The organism is Shewanella hafniensis (assembly GCF_019655335.1).
GTDB lineage: Bacteria > Pseudomonadota > Gammaproteobacteria > Enterobacterales > Shewanellaceae > Shewanella > Shewanella hafniensis.
The window spans coordinates 1-19,769 of record NZ_BPFD01000021.1 but is presented as its reverse complement, the minus strand read 5'-3'; the positions used below and the strand labels follow the sequence as shown (position 1 = coordinate 19,769).

At 46.1% G+C, this 19,769-nt stretch carries 11 protein-coding genes and 1 pseudogene; 4 read left to right on the top strand and 8 right to left on the bottom strand.

What is annotated here, in order from left to right; translation table 11 throughout:
* Positions 1-101: 101 nt before the first annotated feature.
* Together lysS and prfB are read right to left on the bottom strand one after the other, a co-directional pair.
* Positions 102-1,604: a lysine--tRNA ligase gene (gene lysS / locus K5Q99_RS08500; RefSeq protein WP_220776609.1), complete on the bottom strand. Its 1,503-nt coding sequence runs from the start codon at positions 1,602-1,604 to the stop codon at positions 102-104.
* A gap of 28 nt (positions 1,605-1,632) precedes the next feature.
* Positions 1,633-2,731 (bottom strand): peptide chain release factor 2 gene (prfB, locus tag K5Q99_RS08495; protein WP_006080387.1). Its coding sequence is split into 2 segments (ribosomal slippage): positions 1,633-2,655 and positions 2,657-2,731, totalling 1,098 coding nucleotides; the frame shifts between segments, so codons are not numbered across the junction.
* A 539-nt stretch (positions 2,732-3,270) separates the two neighbouring features.
* On the opposite strand from prfB, the gene fdhF reads away from it, so the two are divergent.
* Entirely contained in the window at positions 3,271-7,560 is a 4,290-nt protein-coding gene (gene fdhF, locus K5Q99_RS08490; protein WP_220776608.1) for a formate dehydrogenase subunit alpha, read from the top strand.
* Positions 7,561-7,700: 140 nt separating this feature from the next.
* On the opposite strand, the gene K5Q99_RS08485 is transcribed toward fdhF, so the two are convergent.
* From K5Q99_RS08485 to ohrR, 5 genes are all read right to left on the bottom strand, one after another.
* Positions 7,701-9,365 (bottom strand): methyl-accepting chemotaxis protein, encoded by a 1,665-nt coding sequence (locus K5Q99_RS08485; protein WP_220776607.1) that lies wholly within the window; start codon positions 9,363-9,365, stop codon positions 7,701-7,703.
* A 126-nt stretch (positions 9,366-9,491) separates the two neighbouring features.
* A complete protein-coding gene (gene chrA / locus K5Q99_RS08480; RefSeq protein WP_106651474.1) occupies positions 9,492-10,640 on the bottom strand; it encodes a chromate efflux transporter in 1,149 nt (382 codons plus the stop codon).
* 199 nt (positions 10,641-10,839) lie between these two features.
* Positions 10,840-12,012, bottom strand: coding sequence for a 23S rRNA (uracil(747)-C(5))-methyltransferase RlmC (rlmC, locus tag K5Q99_RS08475; protein ID WP_220776606.1), 1,173 nt, complete (start codon positions 12,010-12,012; stop codon positions 10,840-10,842).
* Positions 12,013-12,121: 109 nt separating this feature from the next.
* Positions 12,122-13,297, bottom strand: coding sequence for a glycerol-3-phosphate dehydrogenase/oxidase (locus K5Q99_RS08470; RefSeq protein ID WP_220776605.1), 1,176 nt, complete (start codon positions 13,295-13,297; stop codon positions 12,122-12,124).
* A 133-nt stretch (positions 13,298-13,430) separates the two neighbouring features.
* A complete protein-coding gene (ohrR, locus tag K5Q99_RS08465; protein ID WP_220776604.1) occupies positions 13,431-13,928 on the bottom strand; it encodes a transcriptional regulator OhrR in 498 nt (165 codons plus the stop codon).
* A 138-nt stretch (positions 13,929-14,066) separates the two neighbouring features.
* On the opposite strand from ohrR, the gene K5Q99_RS08460 reads away from it, so the two are divergent.
* Together K5Q99_RS08460 and K5Q99_RS08455 are read left to right on the top strand one after the other, a co-directional pair.
* Positions 14,067-14,492 carry an organic hydroperoxide resistance protein gene (locus K5Q99_RS08460; protein WP_220776603.1) on the top strand — a complete coding sequence of 142 codons (426 nt, stop codon included), beginning with the start codon at positions 14,067-14,069 and terminating at the stop codon, positions 14,490-14,492.
* A 275-nt stretch (positions 14,493-14,767) separates the two neighbouring features.
* Positions 14,768-16,198 (top strand): cytochrome C biosynthesis protein, encoded by a 1,431-nt coding sequence (locus K5Q99_RS08455; RefSeq protein WP_220776602.1) that lies wholly within the window; start codon positions 14,768-14,770, stop codon positions 16,196-16,198.
* 56 nt (positions 16,199-16,254) lie between these two features.
* On the opposite strand, the gene K5Q99_RS08450 is transcribed toward K5Q99_RS08455, so the two are convergent.
* Positions 16,255-19,032, bottom strand: coding sequence for a TonB-dependent receptor domain-containing protein (locus tag K5Q99_RS08450; protein WP_198555537.1), 2,778 nt, complete (start codon positions 19,030-19,032; stop codon positions 16,255-16,257).
* Positions 19,033-19,362: 330 nt separating this feature from the next.
* Here K5Q99_RS08450 and K5Q99_RS08445 point away from each other — a divergent pair.
* Positions 19,363-19,769 (top strand): annotated as a pseudogene (locus K5Q99_RS08445) (hypothetical protein); the annotation flags it as partial.

Genomic DNA, 19,769 nt, shown 5'->3' with positions numbered 1-19,769 from the left:
CCTTAACTCACTGCAAACTCAACTTATTACGACTTGCTAGCAGCCGCGTAGCTAAGGCTAATGCAACAAAATGTACCAATGAAAAACCTGGTTCGACTGCATTACGCCTGTGGGCGCATCGCTGGGAACAGGATCACGTCACGGATAGTATGAGTGTTAGTGAACAACATCACTAAACGGTCGATACCAATACCTTGACCTGCCGTTGGTGGTAAACCGTGCTCTAGTGCAGTGATATAGTCTGCATCGTAGAACATAGCTTCATCGTCGCCGGCATCTTTCGCGTCAACCTGCGCTTTAAAGCGGTTGTCTTGATCTTCAGCATCGTTCAGCTCGCTAAAGCCGTTAGCCACTTCGCGGCCACCGATGAAGAATTCGAAACGGTCAGTGATGAAATGGTTGTCATCGTTACGACGTGCCAGTGGTGAAATATCCGCAGGGTAGCCAGTGATGAACGTCGGTTGCATCAATTGCCATTCAGCAGTTTCACCGAAGATTTCTTCAAGCAGCTGACCACAAGTCCAGAACTTCTCAATCTTCATGCCTAAGCTTTTCGCCAAATCGCGCATGAATTCAACATCTTTCACTTGCTCATAGGTCATAGCTTGGATAGTCACGTTATCAGGATTGTACTTCTGAATCGCTTCTAACATGCTTAAACGTGCGTATGGGCCGCCGAAATCGACTGTGTGCTCGCCGTATGGCATTTGCGCACTGCCAAGCAGTTCGATAGCAATCGAGCTGAGCATTTCTTCGGTTAAGTCCATCAGATCTTTATAGTCTGCATAAGCCATATAGAATTCCATCATAGTGAATTCTGGGTTATGACGTGGCGACAGACCTTCGTTACGGAAGTTACGGTTGATTTCGAACACACGCTCAAAACCACCAACCACTAAACGCTTCAGATATAATTCTGGCGCGATACGCAGGTACATTGGCATGTCTAAGGCGTTGTGATGAGTGATAAAAGGACGGGCCGAAGCGCCACCTGGGATCACGTGCATCATAGGGGTTTCAACTTCCATGAACTCTTTTTTGATCATGAAGTTACGGATTGCAGAAACCACTTTAGAACGCATGATGAAAGCATTGCGTGAATCTTCGTTAACGATCAGATCCACGTAACGTTGACGGTAGCGCATTTCTTGATCGGCGAGACCATAATAGTCCGCAGGCAATGGACGCAGTGCTTTGGTCAGTAGCTCATACTGTTCCATGTTGACGTATAAATCGCCTTTGCCAGACAAGTGCAGCTGACCGGTTACACCGATAATGTCACCGATATCCAGACCTTGAAAACGCTCTTTTAAATCAGCTTGTACGCTTTTTTCAGCATAGGCTTGAATACGGCCAGACACGTCTTGGATCACTAAGAAAGGACCACGTTTTGCCATGATGCGGCCAGCAATGCTGGTCTTAAAACCTAAGGCTTCGAGTTCTTCTTTAGTGTTTTGACCATACTGTGCTTGCAGTTCAGCCGCTTTATGGGTGCGACGGAAGGTATTTGGATGCGCATTAGCACTACAGTTTGGGCGGATGCTTTCTAGCTTGGCACGGCGCTCAGCGATCAGTTTGTTCTCATCAATTACTTGTTCAGTCATCTTATTTCTCGTCTATACCTTGAATTAATTACAGCCCAGATTTCAAACTGGCTTCGATAAACTTATCCAGATCGCCATCGAGTACCGCTTGAGTGCTACGGTTTTCAACGCCTGTGCGTAAGTCTTTAATGCGGGCATCGTCTAATACATAAGAGCGAATTTGACTGCCCCAGCCGATATCAGACTTAGCGTCTTCTGCGGCCTGTTTGTCGGCATTTTGCTTGAGCATTTCTAACTCAAACAGTTTTGCTTTCAACTGCTTCATTGCAGCGTCTTTATTCTTGTGCTGTGAACGGTCGTTCTGACACTGCACGACTGTGTTAGTCGGTAAGTGGGTAATACGAATCGCCGATTCTGTTTTGTTAACGTGCTGACCACCCGCGCCTGATGCGCGGTAAGTGTCGATACGCAGATCCGATGGGTTGATATCGATAGTGATATCGTCGTCGATTTCTGGATAAACGAACACAGAGCAGAATGAGGTATGGCGACGACCCGATGAATCGAATGGCGACTTACGCACTAAGCGGTGCACGCCCGTTTCGGTACGTAACCAACCGAACGCATATTCGCCAGTGAACTTAATGGTCGCGCCTTTAATACCGGCCACGTCACCATCGGTCACTTCCATCAACTCTGGGCTAAAACCATGGGCTTCACCCCAACGCAGGTACATACGCAGCACCATGTTGGCCCAATCTTGGGCTTCGGTACCACCACTGCCAGACTGAATGTCTAAATAACAGTTTGACGCATCTTGCGGGCCGGAGAACATACGGCGGAATTCGAGATCGGCAAGGCGGCTTTCGAGATAATCCAGCTCTTTACTGGTTTCGTTGAACGTGTCTTCGTCTTCCTCTTCAATAGCCAGCTCGAGTAAGCCTTCAACATCTTCAAGACCTGAGTCCATATCGTCTATGGTTTTGACCACAGCTTCTAGGCTGGCGCGCTCTTTGCCTAAGGCTTGGGCGCGCTCTGGGTCGTTCCACACTTCTGAACTTTCAAGCTCACGGGTAACTTCTTCTAGACGCTCATTTTTGGCATCGTAGTCAAAGATACCCCCTAAGAAGCTGCGTGCGCTCGGCAAGCTCCTTAATTTTGAATTTTACTGGATTAACTTCAAACATGAATTTTCAACTTTCTTTATTTGGCCGCTTTAATTGATCTTCCACTAAAAGAGGCAGTGATTAACAGTATTTGCAACCGCGCATTTTAACCTAACCAGGCTGGTAAACCTAGGGGGGCACTGTTCATTAAATGGGATAACAAGGATTATTTTCCGGCCTAAAAGGCCACATTGCCAATGCCGAGACTAACAAAAAGCGCAGAGTTAAGACTGTGATCTTACTTAAATTTAGCCAAGCTAATTGATTCAGTAGACCAAACGCGACCCAAAGTACCACTTACCTGCCAAGAAAACATTCGTAATATCAATGAAATTACCACTAAAAAGCCCAAATACCACCAACCTAATCACGGCTCAATTCGAACAAACATTCATCAGCGCACAGTCTGCACTAGGTTTGTGATTCAAGCTGCAATTCTGTTGCAAACTTCCCTCGCCCATAAGCGTCTTCTAAAGCTGTCTAGGTATACTCGAAGCAACCTAAGCCTGCAGCCCCGCGCTATAGCAGCTAAGCACCCTACATATAAAAAAGGCCATGGGATGATAGAACTTCGAATTGATGACCAAGTGTTGTCGGTTAACCCGACCGATAACCTACTGCAAGCGGCACATGCTGCGGGCATAGCCATACCCAGCTTATGTGATCCCAGCGCAGCCTCGCAGCAGTTAGGCACTCATGCACACACTCATGCACACACTCATGCACAAGCAGACAAGCAAGCCTGCAATTTGTGTGTCGTCCAAATTGAAAACACCGACGCCAGTTTGCGCTGCGTTCGCGCCTGCGAAACACCTATCACAGCAGGCATGCGGGTGATAACTCAGTCTGAATTCTTAAGCCAAAAACGCAAACAAGCGCTGACTGAAATCTTGAGTGATCATTTCGCCGATTGCGAAGCCCCCTGCCAACAAGCATGCCCCGCGGGTGTCGATGTACAGAGTTACCTGTATCACATAGCCCAAGGCAACCATACCGAAGCCGTTAAAGTCATTAAACAAACTTTGCCGCTGCCGCTTTCTATTGGCCGTGTTTGCCCTGCTTTTTGTGAGGCGCAATGTCGCCGCGGGCTGGTCGATGAGCCCATTGCCATACGTCAATTAAAACGCCACGCCGCCGATCTCGACTTAGCTGATGGCGAAAAGGGCGGCATGAGTTATGTGCCGCCGCGCCAAGCCGACACGGGCAAAAAAGTCGCGATTATCGGGGCGGGCCCAGCAGGGTTAAGTGCCGGATATTACTTATCAAACCAAGGCCATAGCGTAGAGATATTCGAGGCCATGCCACAGGCGGGTGGTTGGCTGCGCTATGGTATTCCTGAGTATCGTTTGCCTAAGGCGATACTCGATAAAGAAATCGAACTCTTGTGCCATAACGGCTTAACCATACACACAGACACGCGCCTCGGCCATGAGGTGCATTTAAATCAATTAGTTGAAGATTTCGATGCTGTCTGTCTTGCGATCGGCGCCCAAAAAGCCGTGCCTATGGATTATCCCGGCAGCACACTCAAAGGTTGCTACTTAGGTGTCGATTACTTAAAAGATCATTGTCTCGAAAAGACACTTGTTTTAGGTAAGAAAGTCGCCGTCATTGGTGGCGGCAATACCGCTATCGATTGCGCCCGCACTGCGGTGCGTGAAGGCAGCGATGTCACCTTAATTTACCGCCGCACCCGCGCAGAAATGCCCGCCGAAGCTTACGAAGTACACGAGGCCGAAGTCGAAGGGGTGAAGTTTCATTTTTTAACCAATCCGCTTGAAAACCATAGCGATGCTCACGGCAGAGTCCATTCAGTCACCTTCGCTAAGATGGCACTCGGCGAAGCCGATGCCTCTGGCAGACGCGCTCCCGTTGATACAGGTGAAACCTTTACTCAAGATTTCGACACTGTGATAGCCGCAGTATCACAAACTCCCGATATGAGTTTTATGCAAGATCCCGCCAGTCCTTTAAGCCAAGGCACACTTGCTCTCAGCCGCTGGAATACCTTTATTGGCTGCGAGCACACTATGTCATCAGGGGTTGAAAAACTCTTCGTGGTGGGGGATGCGCGCCGCGGTCCTGCCACCGCAGTCGCCGCCATAGGCGATGGCCATAAAGCCGCTATCGCCATAGATAAATTACTCAAACAAGGCCTAAGCTGTGAGCTGCATGCCACTGAATTTAATTCATCAAAAGTCATCAGCAAAGCGGTGACACAAGACTTGCCCGCAACCGATCTTTATCCCGCCGTACCGCGTAAAGCCCGTTTAACCATGCCAGAGCTGAGTGCGGTGCAGCGTCTACTCAACTATGGCGAAGTCGAGCTAGGTTTTGCTCCCGATGCCGCCATGCAAGAGGCCGCGCGATGCCTTGAATGCGCCTGCCAAACCAATACTGATTGTAAATTAAGGGACTATGCGACCGACTACCATGTCGAACCTAAGTCACTCAGCATTCAAAGCGCACGTAAGTTTTCGGTCGATAAATCGAGTCCGTTCATTCAATTTGATGCAAACCGCTGCATTAGCTGCGGTAAGTGCGTCGATGTGTGCCAACTGCAAAGTGGCCATTGTGCGATTCAATTTGCCCATGATTCCTATCAAGCACTGCCGCAAAACCTAAGCGAAACCATCGAACGCCGCGCACCGAGAGTCGGCTTTAGCGCCAGCATGGCCGACAGCAAATGTGTGCAATGCGGCAACTGTGTACAAGTTTGCCCAACAGGCGCACTCGTCGATGCGCGGGATAAACGCCAAGGCGATGAAACACCACTCAAAACCGCCTCAACTATTTGTACCTATTGCGGTGTAGGCTGTCGGCTTGACCTTAAAATCGATACCAGCACTAATCAGATCCGTCATATCGAGGGCAATAAAGAGTCTGTGGTTAACCAAGGCATGCTCTGCGTCAAAGGGCGATTTGGTTTCGATTTTATTCACAGTGAAAAACGCCTCACCACGCCACTCATTCGTAAACATGGCCAACTCACGCCAAGTAGTTGGCCTGAAGCCATCGCCTATGTGGCCGAACATTTACAGCAAATAAAACAGCAACATGGCAGTAATGCACTGGCAAGCTTAGCCTCGGCAAAAGCCACCAATGAAGAAAACTTCCTGCTGCAAAAATTTGTCAGAAGCATACTCGGCACCAATAACATCGACCATTGCGCCCGCCTGTGCCATTCATCCACAGTCACAGGGCTACAGCAAAGTATCGGCAGTGGCGCCATGACCAATGACATTCCGAGCATTCAAGCATCGGATGTGATTTTTATCATAGGCTCAGACACCAGCAGCGCTCACCCGATCATCGCCTCGAAAATCAAACAAGCCGTGGCTTTGCATGGTGCAAAATTAATGGTGGCCGATCCTAAACGTGTCGCGATTGCCGACAGTGCACAGCTTTATGTCGCCCACAGACCCGGCACTGACGTCATGCTACTCAATGCGATTATGGCGGAAATCATCCGCAACGACTGGCAGGATAAACGTTATATCGCTGAACGCACCGAAGGTGTGGATGCTCTCTACGCTGAACTCGCAAAAGCAGATTACAGCCTAGAAAACGCGGCCTTGATAACTGGCGTTAAAGTCGAAGATATTACCTGTATCGCCCGCACCATAGGCACGGCCGAAAAAACAGCAATCTACTATGCCATGGGGATCACTCAGCACACGACGGGACACGACAATGTCACCGCCATATCCAATCTACAACTTCTATGCGGCAATATTGGGGTTGAAGGTGCGGGAATTAACCCGCTTCGTGGACAGAGTAATGTGCAAGGTGCCTGTGACATGGGCGCTCTGCCCAACTTCTTTAGTGGTTACCAAAAAGTCACTGACATTCATGCCAGAATGCGTTTCGAGGCACATTGGCAAACGCCGTTATCGGGAGAAATTGGCGTGACCGCAACCCATATGATGCATGATATTTCCAAAGGGAAAATAAAGGCTTTGTATGTGATGGGCGAAAACCCCGTATTGAGCGATCCTGACCAAGCCCACGTGCTTAGGGCGCTTAATGCAATCGACTTTTTAGTGGTGCAGGACATCTTCCTCACCGAAACTGCCGAGCTTGCCGATGTGGTTCTGCCCGCCGCCGCCTTTGTCGAAAAACGTGGTCATTTCACCAATACTGAACGACGAGTGCAGCGACTCGAACAAGCTCTGTTACCGCCAGGCGAAGCCCTGCCCGATTGGCAAATTGTCCAAGCCATTGCCAATGCGATGGGTGCCGCTTGGGATTACCCCAATGAAGAAGCGATTTGGCAGGAGATCAATGAGCTAACACCACAATATCGCGGCATTACTTGGCAGCGATTAAGCACTGGAGTTGACGGTAAAATCCCCCAAGGTATTCAATGGCCTTGTCCAGATGCAACCCATCCGGGAACGCCCATCATGCACCAAAATCAATTCACCCGCGGCTTAGGTAAGTTCACGCCAGTGAGTTATCGCTTACCCGCAGAAATGCCCTGCAGTGAGTACCCGCTCACCCTCTCAACCGGACGTTTACTGGAACAGTTCCACACAGGCACCTTAACCCGTAAAACGGCCGGACTCGACTTACTCGGCTCGCCTAAAGTAATGATTTCAGTCTATGACGCCGAGCAACTCGGCATAGGCAATGGCGATAAAATCAAACTCACTACCCGTCGCGGTGAAATTGAAATCGACGCCTTTGTGACGAAAAGAGCCCAAGCTGGCGTACTATTCCTGCCCTTCCACTTTGTGGAAGCTGCGGCGAATAAACTCACCATCAATGCGCTCGATCCTGTGGCCTTTATCCCAGAATATAAGGTCTGCTCGGTAAGGGTTGAGCGGGTTGCCGAGAAAATTGATTAGAATGAACTGACTAGGCTGGATTGACTAAAGTAAATGGATTAAGTGCTCTTCAAAAAGATAAATAAGCCAAATAAAAACGGGAGACTTTAAGTCTCCCGTTTTTAATCAAGATTGCTGCAATTAAATCTTAAACTGTCCCACTAAATCTTAAACTGGCCCACTAACTTGCCCAAGTTAATGCCTTCTTCCGAGACTGTCATACTGATCCTAGCGGCATCTTCGCTGGAATGAAGTAGCTCATTCACAATCTCTTGGATGGCATACACGTTACGGTTAATTTCTTCGGTTACTGAGCTTTGCTCTGTCGCCGCAGCTGCAATTTGGGTACTCATGTCGTTAATCGCAGTCACAGCCGAAGTCACTGAACCTAAACTGTCGGAAATCGTGCGAGAAGAATCCACCGAACGCACGCAGCTTTGTTGACTCTCTTCCATGGCTTTCACGGCTTGGGTCACTAGCTTATGTAATGCCGATAACATCTCGTTGATTTCTAACGTACTGGCTTGAGTTCGACTGGCTAAATTACGCACCTCATCGGCGACCACAGCAAATCCACGACCCTGTTCACCAGCACGGGCAGCTTCAATGGCGGCGTTTAATGCCAACAGGTTAGTCTGCTCAGCAATACCGCCAATCACAGACAGTACGCTGTTGATCTTCTGTGATTGCTCGCTGAGTGATTTGATACTGCCTGCCGCATTGTTGATTTGCGACATTAAGGAGGCAATCTCCTCAAGTGAAGCATCAACACAGCGCTGGGCATTAGCTACATCGCCAGTAGCAGCATGAGTCGCTTCGGCTACTTGAGTGGTATTCTTAGCCACTTCGTTCGCAGTAGATGACATCTCAGTGATCGCCGTCACCACTTGGTCAGTTTCATTGTTATGACTCACCAACTGGCTCGACATGACTTTAGTTTGATCATGAATCGCATTGGCTGCCGTTTTTACTTTAGCGGTCGCGGTCGCGACATCGCCGATGATATTTTGCAGTTTATCGACAAAGAGGTTAAAGGAGCGCCCAAGTTGGGCAATTTCGTCTTCACCTTTTACGCTAAGTCGCTTGGTTAAATCCCCTTCGCCCTTAGCGATATCATTTAAGTTATCGGCCATATTCTTGATTGGCACCACCATACGATGGGCAGCAACCATAATGATAAAGCCAGTAATACCCGTAAGGAAAAGCGCTATCAGCAAAATCGCGAAGGATTTATCCGCCATTTGCTCAGTCACTGTGGCGCGATAATCTTCAACAACAGCTTCAATATCATCAATATATGCCCCAGTACCTAACATCCAGTCAGTGCCCGGGATCATCATGACATAGCTAATCTTCTCAATCTGCTCATTGGTATTAGGTTTTTGATAATAGTAAGAGAAACTACCATCGCCATGTTTAGCGGCGTCGAGCAGGCCGACGATAATTTTAGTGCCGCGGGGATCTGTCATATCAATCTTATTTTGCCCTTCTAAACTTGGGATTAGGGCATGAAAGATGCTTTTACCTTGAGAGTCATACATGAAGAAGTAACCCGCGCTACCAAAACGTATGTCTCTGAGTGCTTGATTCACATTCCCTTGTTCTTTTAACGATAATTGGTAATTCACTATACCAGCGGCAATTTCGGTAGCTTCTTTAATTTGTTGTTTGCGCTCACCAACGAGCTTAGATCTAAAAGTAACAACCTCATCGGCAAGCGCATCTTGCTCGACATAATAGGAAACCGACATCAACACAAATAATGCGAGGATCAAAGGGAACAGCGATAGCAATAATAATTTATTGCGCAAACTCAACTTAGACATACTTGAATGCTCCAGAGGAATACAACTTGTATCTTTGGAGTATAGCTAACATTGTTATTTCACTATGCGCTTAAAGTAACAAAATCTTAATCTTGCTCAAGAAACCTGCAATTAATCGCCCTCAGTTCAAAATACATTTAGCAAGATCCCACACAGGCTAAAGCCTAAAACCAGCACCAGCATGGGTGGTTTAAATAACTTTAATGCACCAAAACCGAGCAATACCAAGGCCATATCTTTGCCCGAGAATACCGCCTGAGAAAACACCGGTTGGTAAAGTGCAGCGGCAAGTAAGCCAACAACGCAGGCATTGACGCCCGCTATCGCGCCAGCAATTTTTGGTCTTGCGGCAATCGCATGCCAACTCTTCAGGCCCACCAGCATGAGGATAAATCCGGGTAAAAAAATGGCCGCTGTTGCGATGCAAGCCCCCATGAAAGGTTTATCTAGCATGACTTCGGCGCCTAAAAAGGTCGCGAATGTGAACATAGGCCCAGGCACAGCTTGGGCAAAGGCATAACCCGTCAGAAAACGATCGCCGCCGATGGTATCGCCCACTGCTGTTTCTAGCAGAGGTAGCACAACATGACCGCCACCGAACACTAAACTCCCTACGCGGTAAAACTCGCTGAAGATCCAAGCCTCAGGTCCGAAATCCACCATAAAAAAACTGCCGATGAGCAGCACGAAAAAGAGCAGTAAATAGAGATAATTCAAGCGAATCGGTGCAAGCGGTGCAGTGTCATCTTGCGTCGTACTCAATTTATAGATACCGATAGTCGCAGCGCCGAGTAACAGCAGGATTTGCGTCCACATAAATGGCGCAATCAAAATCGCCGCAGCACTGACTAGCATCAGCAAACGGGCGGATTTGCGTTGGCAGAACTGTTTAAACATAGCAAGAACGGCATCGGCAACCACAACGACAGCCATTAATTTAAGCCCATAAATCATCCCTTGAACATAATGATTAGCGAGCCAGGCCGACGTTGTTACCGCCAGTAAGTACATCAAAATAAAGGAAGGTAGTGTAAAACCGGCAAAAGCTGCAAGCGCGCCAACAAGCCCACCTCTTTGATAACCAATGGCAAAGCCCACTTGGCTCGACCCTGGCCCCGGCATAAATTGGCTTAAGGCGACGAGACTGGCGTAACGCTTATCATCGAGCCAACCGAGTTCATTAACAAAGGTCTGGCGAAAATAACCAATGTGCGCCGCAGGTCCGCCAAAACTCATCAAGCCTAAGGTAAAAAAGCGTAGGAAAATCTGTTGCATAAATCGCCGTCCATCAATGCATAAAGTGCTGAAGATTATGCCACTAAAAAGACATTATGATGAAGTTTCACGCGTGCAACGCAGATAAAAGCATAACAAGGGCTCCACACAGCAGAGCCCTTAAGATAGTTTAAGCGGATTTCAATAATCGTAAAACGAACAAGTACAAATGCTTAGTGATAAATTGATGAGCTAAAAACTAATCCTTCACCAACATAGCTAAGACTTCAAAATGATCCGTATGGGGAAATAAATCAAATAGCTGCACCTTGGTTAAGTGATAACCTTGAATATGCTCGAGATCTTTCGCTAAGGTTTTGGGATTACAGCTGGAATAGAGAATCGCCTTAGGGGCAAACTCGCTTAATGACTGGCATAAAGCCTCGCCAATACCGCGCCTCGGCGGATTAACTATAATCAAATCCGGCTTATCGGCAGCGCTTTTACCCTTAGCAAAGTCGGTGGAATCGAGCGCCATAAAGCTCACATTCTCAAGCCCCATCATTTGCGCAGACATTTGCGCACAGGCAATAGCCTCGGCTTCAATTTCAATCCCTGTGAGGGTAATGTCTTTGGATGCGCAGTGCAGTCCGAAACCGCCTACGCCACAGAACAGATCCCATAACGAGCGAGGAGAAAACTCAGCAACCCACTCACGGGCGGTTTGATACAGCTTTGCTGCCACCTGCGGATTGGTTTGGAAAAAGCTCTTGGGCCGAATGAATAAAGGCACATGATTAAAACGCTCTTCAAGACGGGTATTTTCTGTTAAGAAAATCTCTTCATCGCCCTCAAGGATTGCCATATGAATCGGTTGAATATTGACTGACACGACTTTTATTTGCGGATATTCCGCCAATAATGCAGGTAATTCGCGTTCGATGCGTTCAATGCCATTATGGGATCGCAGCACAAAACGCAGCAGATATTCGCCGCGTACTTGGCTGCGGGTCAGCAGAATAAACTTAAGCTCACCCTTGGCTTTATCAACCCGATAGGGAGGAAGCCCCGCCTGCTGCACAAAGCGGGTTAAACGGTGCAACAAGGCTTGCATATCAGCGGGATATAACAAGCAGTCGCAAAGATCCACCGCCTCGCCACTTGGGCTAATAATCCCCAATACGGGTTCATGGGCGGCACCAAGCACTACCATTTTGGCTTTATTACGAAAACCGCTGTCGTCACCAGTAATGGGAGGCAGAAAAAGTTCAACCGAATTTGCGGGAATAAAAGGCGCGAGTAATTGCTGTAACGTTTGGGTTTTAACCGCCACTTGCTGCGCTAGAGGCTGCTGAATATGCCGGCAAGAAAGGCACTGACCTTGGTTAAAATAACCACATTGCTTGATGGTATTTACAATAGCAGCACTCACGGCAGATCCTAGATATCAGTAAAAAAGCGCCACACTGTAGCGGTTTTACAGGTAAAAATCATCTCGAAACACGCTCAAACCAGTATCAAGGGCGCAATTTTAGATGTATTCAAGACAAGCTGAGTTTATCAACATCGGCAATCACCTCGCGCTTACCGAGGGTCTTTTCAATCCATTCAAGTACTTCTGCCGAGGTACTGCGAAACGTCGTTAACTTACCGCCGTATAAACTGAGGATGCGCGGATGGGAAATTGATGTTTTCATCAAGGTATCCCGCGGCCGCTCAAAGGCTAGGCTATTTTGCTTAGGTAAAACCCGAATGCCGCAGAAGATTTGGGTTATCTTCGCCTTAAGCTCATCAATCTCCGGCGTTAGCGGGAAGTAATGCTTATAAATTCCAAGCAGATAATTAATTTCAGATTCGGTCGCTTGGGGTGGTGTATCCAAAGAAGCCAGTTCAGTTTCTGTGGTGCCAACCAAGGTTTGTCCATACCAAGGCATCACAAATATGACCCGTTTATCGAAGCAAGACTCTAAATACAAGATGCCATCGGGCGCAGGAATATCCAGTAGCACATGGGCGCCTTGCACCCAATCGAGTTCAACACCCGCAAGTGGGGGCAAGACTTTGCTTAAAACCGCATTCACCCAAGGACCTGCAGCATTAATCACAAGCTTCGCCTCGGCTTTATGGATTTCGCCCCTGTGGCTAAAACTCAGCTCACAAGCCTCGCGCTTATGTTCCAGCTCAAGAAATTCAGCCTCGGCATACACTTCAGCGCCCAGTGCCTGCGCGCTGCGCGCCACCGCTTGAGTGAGCAATTTATCGTCGGTCTGCGCATCCCAATACTGAAATACCGCTTTTAATCCCGTGAGTTTTAATCCTTTGAAACGATGCCAATGCACAGCAGGCACAGATACAAACTGACCCAAGGGATCAAACTCACTCAGCAGTGCATACATGCTTAAGCCTGCGCGTATAGTCCAAGGACTGCGCTGACTGTTGTCGTACACGGGAATATAAAAAGGCACAGCTTTAACCAGAGTGGGCGCAAGATTGAGTAAATGACGCCGTTCAAGCAAGGACTTGCGGACTAAATTGATTTGCCCGGTTTCTAAATAACGCAAGCCGCCGTGGATAAGCTTGCTGGAATTAGCCGAGGTTTGGCCGCCAATTTCCCCCTTTTCAATCAGCAAGGTGGAATAGCCCGCCGCTGCCGCATATTGGGCAATGCCGACACCGCTGATCCCACCGCCAATAATGGCTATATCGAAACTGGCCATAACTCACTCTCGCTAACCTTCCATAGACGACCGACCTACTGAGCCTCAAACATTCAATCAAGCTCAGTCGAACGGCTAATAAGCGTTAATATGTCAATAAGTTAGTCTTAGATCAAATCTCGACGATAAGAGTTTAATCAATACTGGCATGTAATTGTTTAAGTGCTTGATCGCACATGGCCTTTAAGGCTTTTAACTCGCTCGCCTCACCGCCGACTTTGCAACGCATTAAATGGGGGATTTCACTGGCCTGCGCTTTAAGGACAAGCCCTGCTGGCGTTAAGGCGAGCACTCTCACGCGCTCATCCTGTTCGCTACGACCACGAGTCACTAATCCTTTAGATTCTAGTCGCTTCAGCAATGGCGTTAACGTGCCTGAATCGAGGAAAAGTTTATCGCCTAAGGTTTTGACACTAATGCCCTGCTCTTCCCACAGCACTAGCATGACTAAGTACTGCGGATAAGTTAGATCTAATTTGTCCAACAAAGGCCGATAGGCACGCACCATAGCATTTGCGGCACTATAAAGTGAGAAGCACACTTGATTCTCAAGACATAAGGCATTCTCTTTGCTGGTATTTTCGGCCATATCGACAGTATTAACACGGGTGTTGGGTTGAGTTGTTGCCATAGGAAGATCCGACAAATTAAATATATTGCGCACAATATACTTGCATTCACACCAAAGATCGAATTATAGTTTACCACAATTGAATTGAGCGCAATTCAAATCAATTTACTTAATCCTTAAACTTAAAAGGTCAATATTATGAAAACACTTTATGAAACACGCGCCACAGCAAAAGCGGGTCGTCAAGGTCAAGTGAGCACGGATGATGGTTTACTGGATGTCGCGTTAGCCTATCCAAAAGCCATGGGCGGTAGCGGACTTGCCACTAACCCAGAACAACTGTTTGCCGCTGGTTATGCAGCTTGTTTCTCAAACGCTGTTTTGCATGTCGCTAAAATCGGCAAAGTGGATATTACACAAGCGCCAGTCAGTGCGGTTGTTGGCATAGCTGCCAATGATACCGGCGGTTTTGCATTAGCGGTTGCCTTAGAAGTCAGCTTAGATTTACCGCAAGAAGCCGCAGAAGCGCTAGTACGTCACGCGCATCAAGTTTGTCCGTACTCTAACGCCACTCGCAATAATATCGACGTGAAACTTAGCGTAAATGGCGTAACGCTAGGCTAACCATAATCCATCATCGACACCTGTTGATAACGTCAGAAATAGAGCACCCTCGGGTGCTTTATTCTTTATTAGCCAATAACGACTCAAGCTGAGAGTGAGTGTGCATCACCCCATTTCACAGGGAGATAAACTGGTTTCAGTTCCCAAAAAATTATTATTCGCGAGTTAACTAACACTTCTTAATATCTAATTTAATCAAAATGATTGATTTAAGTAGAGTAAGAGATAATCGAACCGTTTGACGATACTTAAACCCACTCTCTGTGGGAGGCGCTATGACAAAATATCTATCGAAATTATCTCTGTTTTGCTCGCTATTATTCCTCTTTGCCTTTTCAATCCCTAGCTGGGCCGAGACAACACCAGCAAGCTCAGCGGATCGAACGTGGCATAATATAAATGGTCAGGGTGAACTCAAAATTAAGCTGTATTTCTTCTGGTCTAAAACTTGCCCACACTGTGCAGAGGCCCATCCTTTCATCGATTCATTGCCGCAAAAATACCCTTGGATAGAACTTGAATCTCATATGGTGTCCGCACCAGGTGTGCAGGATATTTGGCAAAATATCGCCGCAAAAACTAATACAGAAGCACGTTCTGTACCCTATATGGCCAGTTGTGAAAAGGCCATTGTGGGCTATTCGAGCGAAGCGGTCACGGGCGAGTTTCTCGTTAATCGACTGAAGAATTGTTATTTATCCCTTGGCGGTCAACTCAGCGAAGCGGACATGCCCACCAATGGCGTTGTCAGTACGAGCGCGAGTACAGAAACCAATGCGCCGCTCTTTGGCACTTGTGGTACAGATACTGGCGAAGGCACCTGTGATGCCTCCAACTTAAAGGCGTCCGTTGCAGAGCCAGAAGTTCAACCCGTTGAATTACCTTTAGTAGGCGTAGTGACTCCCGAGACTATGTCTTTGCCGCTGCTCACCTTAGTGCTCGCAGGCGTGGATGCCTTTAACCCCTGCGCCTTCTTCGTTTTACTGTTTTTATTGTCGATCATGGTTAATGCCAAGAGTCGCAGCCGCATGTTGCTCGTCGGCGGGATTTTCGTGTTCTTCTCTGGCTTTATCTATTTCCTGTTTATGACGGCATGGCTGAACATCTTCCAGCTGTTGGGCGCAGGCAGTGATGGCGGCATGATCATCTTAGCGGCGGGTTGTTTGGCCTTAATCGCTGGAGTCATCAACATCAAAGATTACTTCTTTACTAAGGGGGAGGTGACGCTGTCGATGTCGGCGGAAAATCGGACGAGTTTGATAAAGCGCATGGGTAAACTGTCAAATTCGAGTAGCTTAGGCGCCTTGCTTATTGGATCGACCGTACTAGCAGTCCTCGCCAACGCCTATGAACTGCTCTGCACCGCAGGCTTCCCGATGATCTACACCAGCGTGCTCTCTATGCACAATCTGCCAGACATTGAACGCTATATGTATCTGGTTTTATATAACATTGTGTATGTGATCCCGCTGGCGATTATTGTTATCGTTTTCAGTGCGACCTTAGGCAAACGTAAGTTAACCGAAAAAGAAGGCCAAACCCTGAAACTTATGTCAGGCGTGATGATGTTGGGTATGGGTATCGCACTGGTTATTGACCCAACAGCACTGCAAAATGTGAGCCTGGCACTCGGATTGATTTTAGGCTCGCTCATTGCCACAGCGATTATCGTTCTAAGTCGAAAATACCTCATGACCAAAAGCTGATAGACAAAAATACTTCTAAAAAAAGTGATAGCACAAGTGCTATCACTTTTTATTGTTTAGAATTTATAACTTATTTCTGCACGATAAGCAGAGCCAATCGCGGCACCAGGGTACGAGAAGCTGTTAAAGAATGGCCATTCATCATGGGTAACATCTACTTCAGGGCGTTGATTGAAAATATTCTCACCACTAATTAATACTTTCAAATTATCAGTAAAATCATAGCCAACACTCATGTTAACCGTGTAGTAAGGATTCAAACGGTCTACTTTAATGACATCGCCAGTTTCATCATCGTAGTTTTCGGCAGGTTGCTCCCAAAGTGGAATTTCACCAATTCTATCGCCACGAACAGCAACGGACCAGTCTTGGTATTGCCAAGTCAAGACTAAGTTAGTTTTAGATCTAGGCTCATAATTATCTTTATCATCACGCAACTCTTGAATAGAAGATGCAGAATCCACTTGATATTTTGTACTTAAAATATGAGTCCATCCTAATTGAACGCCAAAGTCTCCATACTCAGTATCTAAAGTATAAAATAACTTAGCATCTAAACCACTCTGTTCATAGAGTGCTTTGTTTTCAGGATTAACCACAATAGTTTCAATATCTCCAGCATTCGGAGCACCCGCTGCAGCCCTAACTACTTTTGCTGCATTGTTAGTACATTCACTGCTAGACGGGTCTTTACCATTTCGCCCATATTTACAATCATATTCAAGATCTAATATATCTTGTTCGCTTTCATCAGAAATAATATCTTTCAAACTGATATTATAATAATCAAAAGTTAAGCTAAGATCTTTCACTGGTTCAGCAATTACCCCCACGCCCCAGTTTGTTCCCTTCTCTTCTTCTAACGTTTTACTACCAGAACGATTACCTTTTAAAGATGTCGTTTCACAAGCACTTGGACTCGGTACAAAATTAGGGTCATCATCGTGATCGTTTACACGACAATCAATATAGTCATACGCAGTAGTGAAGTAGCCTGAATCACCAGCAAAGACATAGTGCATATCTGGAGCTCTAAAGCTTTGCCCCCAGTTTGCACGGAACTTTAACTCATCCATAGCTTTATATGTCATAGTAATTGATGGGGTTAAACGACCACCAACTTCGGTAGTGCCATCGTCATACTGATCGTAGCGGGCTGCAACACCAAGATCTAAGTCTTCAATCACAGGGATCAGAAGCTCAAGACCTGCAGCATAACGACTGCGATCGCCACCACCTTCCGTACCCGTTAAGCCTTGCCATCCGTTGCCTTCAGTATTTAATGTACGGTCATCCTGTTTAAGATCATAGCCTTGCTTGTTATATTCAATAAGAGCAGCAAATCCAATAGGACCGGATGGTAATTCGAATAAATCACCATTAATTTCAGCAGATAAAGTTCTAGCATACGAATCAGCTAAAATAACTTGTGTTCCAAGTAACTGGTCCCGAATCTCTGGTGTAATTTTGTCATACAATCCTACGGGAGCATCACCATTATAAAGACCATATGGATTATCTATTTCACCTAGAAATAGTTCGGTGACCTTTTCTTCCTTCATCCAATCTCGGCTACTCTCGTAATCATAACGACTCTCAGAGTAATACACTTGCCAGTTATAGGCTGTATCAATATCACCTTTAATACCAACAGTGACATTATAACTCTGCTCATCAAATAGAGTGTTACGTTGGCCTAACTCATCAAAACTAAAAATCCTCTGTGCCAATACATAGTCTCGGGTTCCTCCGAAATTACCAGAACCATCAGGAGTATTTAATAGCAAATTCTCACTATAAAAGTGACGAGAACCATAAACTGCAGAATCTATTGTTGAATACATAGTATCAGCAAAGAGTTGCATATGATCGTTGATGTCGTATGTACCAAACAAATAACCGGTTAAGGTTTCACGTTCATTTCGAATCGTATTGTCACCTGTAGTATCAACACCACAATACTTACCAAAACCATTACGATCCGCATATTCATATCCAGAACCAGAATCTACACATCCTTGTTCGCCAGGATCTCTATACTTACCAGTAAAATTATCAAGCAATAAAATCCCTCGAGAAAGAGGAGTCGCACCGGCAGGGTTATCATCAACAGAATCCATATAATCCCGCTCATGAGAGTAAATCGGATCTTGTTTATAATACTCAATGGTTCCCCCAATTGAATAATCAGACCCTGTACTGCCAGAGGTAAGACTAAACCGATTTTGAGCACCACCACCTTCTGGTGTAATACCATACATAGCAGTCACAGTTGTTGAATCTATATCCTTTTTCAAAATAATGTTTACAACACCAGCAACAGCATCTGAACCGTATATAGCTGATGCACCTTGAGTCAGAATTTCAATTCGCTCTACCGCAGAAAATGGAATGCCACTTAAATTCACAAAATTACTTTGCCCATTATAGGGCGTAGGGTTTTCAGCAATACGTCGACCATTGAGAAGAACAAGGGTATAGCCAGGCCCAAAACCACGTAAATTGATTACATCAGCATTTGGTGTAAAACCACCTTGCGCCCCCCACTCGTTACCCTGTGCTGTTCCTGTATTTTGAGAAATACTTTGGATTGCATCGAACGCCGTTGTAAAACCCTCATTTTTCATATCTTCAGCGGTTAACACAACAACGGGCTGAGCATTTTCTAAATCAGTTCTATTAATTCGACTACCAGTAACCTCTACACGCTCAATTTTCTCATTTTTGGTTTGAGCATCTTTTTCTTCTGCAGCCCACGCGTGGCTGGCAATAGAAATCGAAGCGGTAAATAGGCCTAGTTGTATTGCTTTACAAAGCAGTGTTGTCTTATACATACATTCTCCAAAACGGCTGTTAATAACACGTAAAAATGTTACCAGACGGATGATTTTATGTGAAAATTGCATATTTCTTGCAATCATATGTAAGGTATAGCAAAGACCACCTCATGTAAATATTTTGAACTTAATGTTTAAAATATGTTGCCATTAAGTGTGTTTTAAGGCAAAAAAAACAAATGAAGTTATAGTAAGCTGTTGAGACGTAACAGTTCAAACAGCTGATTAATGAGTAATGCTCTGTTCGTCTGTCAATGTAATTGCGCGAGAGTACTGCCAGTTATCAAACGAAGTAAGTAGAAATAGATTCTATCGATGGAGATCCATATGACTAACATGACAAAAATACTGATTTTTCTTGGTTTAATATTAGGAAGTGGGCTTAATGCATCAGCCGCGACAAACGCACACGATCTCGCCAAGCACAGTATGTTTAATGCGATTAAAATATCTCCTAAAGGTGATTTCTTAGCCGCGACTTATCCGTATAAAAATCATAAAAGATTAGCGATTATCAATAAAAGCAATCAAAAAGTAGTTTGTAACTTTTTTTTTGGTGAAGAAGAGTCAGTCATGGAGTTTTGGTGGGCAAATGAAGAACGAGTAGTAATGACAATCTCAACCCAATCAGGACAGTATGCGACTCCATTTTTGACTGGTGAGCTATTTTCAGGCAATGCAGACTGTTCAAGTAAAATACAATTATTTGGAGTGAGGAATAAAGATTACTCAGG

Coding starts and splice junctions, on each gene's coding strand:
- lysS (WP_220776609.1), bottom strand. CDS start 1,604: ATGACTGAACAAGTAATTGATGAGAACAAACTGATCGCTGAGCGCCGT.
- fdhF (WP_220776608.1), top strand. CDS start 3,271: ATGATAGAACTTCGAATTGATGACCAAGTGTTGTCGGTTAACCCGACC.
- K5Q99_RS08485 (WP_220776607.1), bottom strand. CDS start 9,365: ATGTCTAAGTTGAGTTTGCGCAATAAATTATTATTGCTATCGCTGTTC.
- chrA (WP_106651474.1), bottom strand. CDS start 10,640: ATGCAACAGATTTTCCTACGCTTTTTTACCTTAGGCTTGATGAGTTTT.
- K5Q99_RS08470 (WP_220776605.1), bottom strand. CDS start 13,297: ATGGCCAGTTTCGATATAGCCATTATTGGCGGTGGGATCAGCGGTGTC.
- ohrR (WP_220776604.1), bottom strand. CDS start 13,928: ATGGCAACAACTCAACCCAACACCCGTGTTAATACTGTCGATATGGCC.
- K5Q99_RS08460 (WP_220776603.1), top strand. CDS start 14,067: ATGAAAACACTTTATGAAACACGCGCCACAGCAAAAGCGGGTCGTCAA.
- K5Q99_RS08455 (WP_220776602.1), top strand. CDS start 14,768: ATGACAAAATATCTATCGAAATTATCTCTGTTTTGCTCGCTATTATTC.
- K5Q99_RS08450 (WP_198555537.1), bottom strand. CDS start 19,032: ATGTATAAGACAACACTGCTTTGTAAAGCAATACAACTAGGCCTATTT.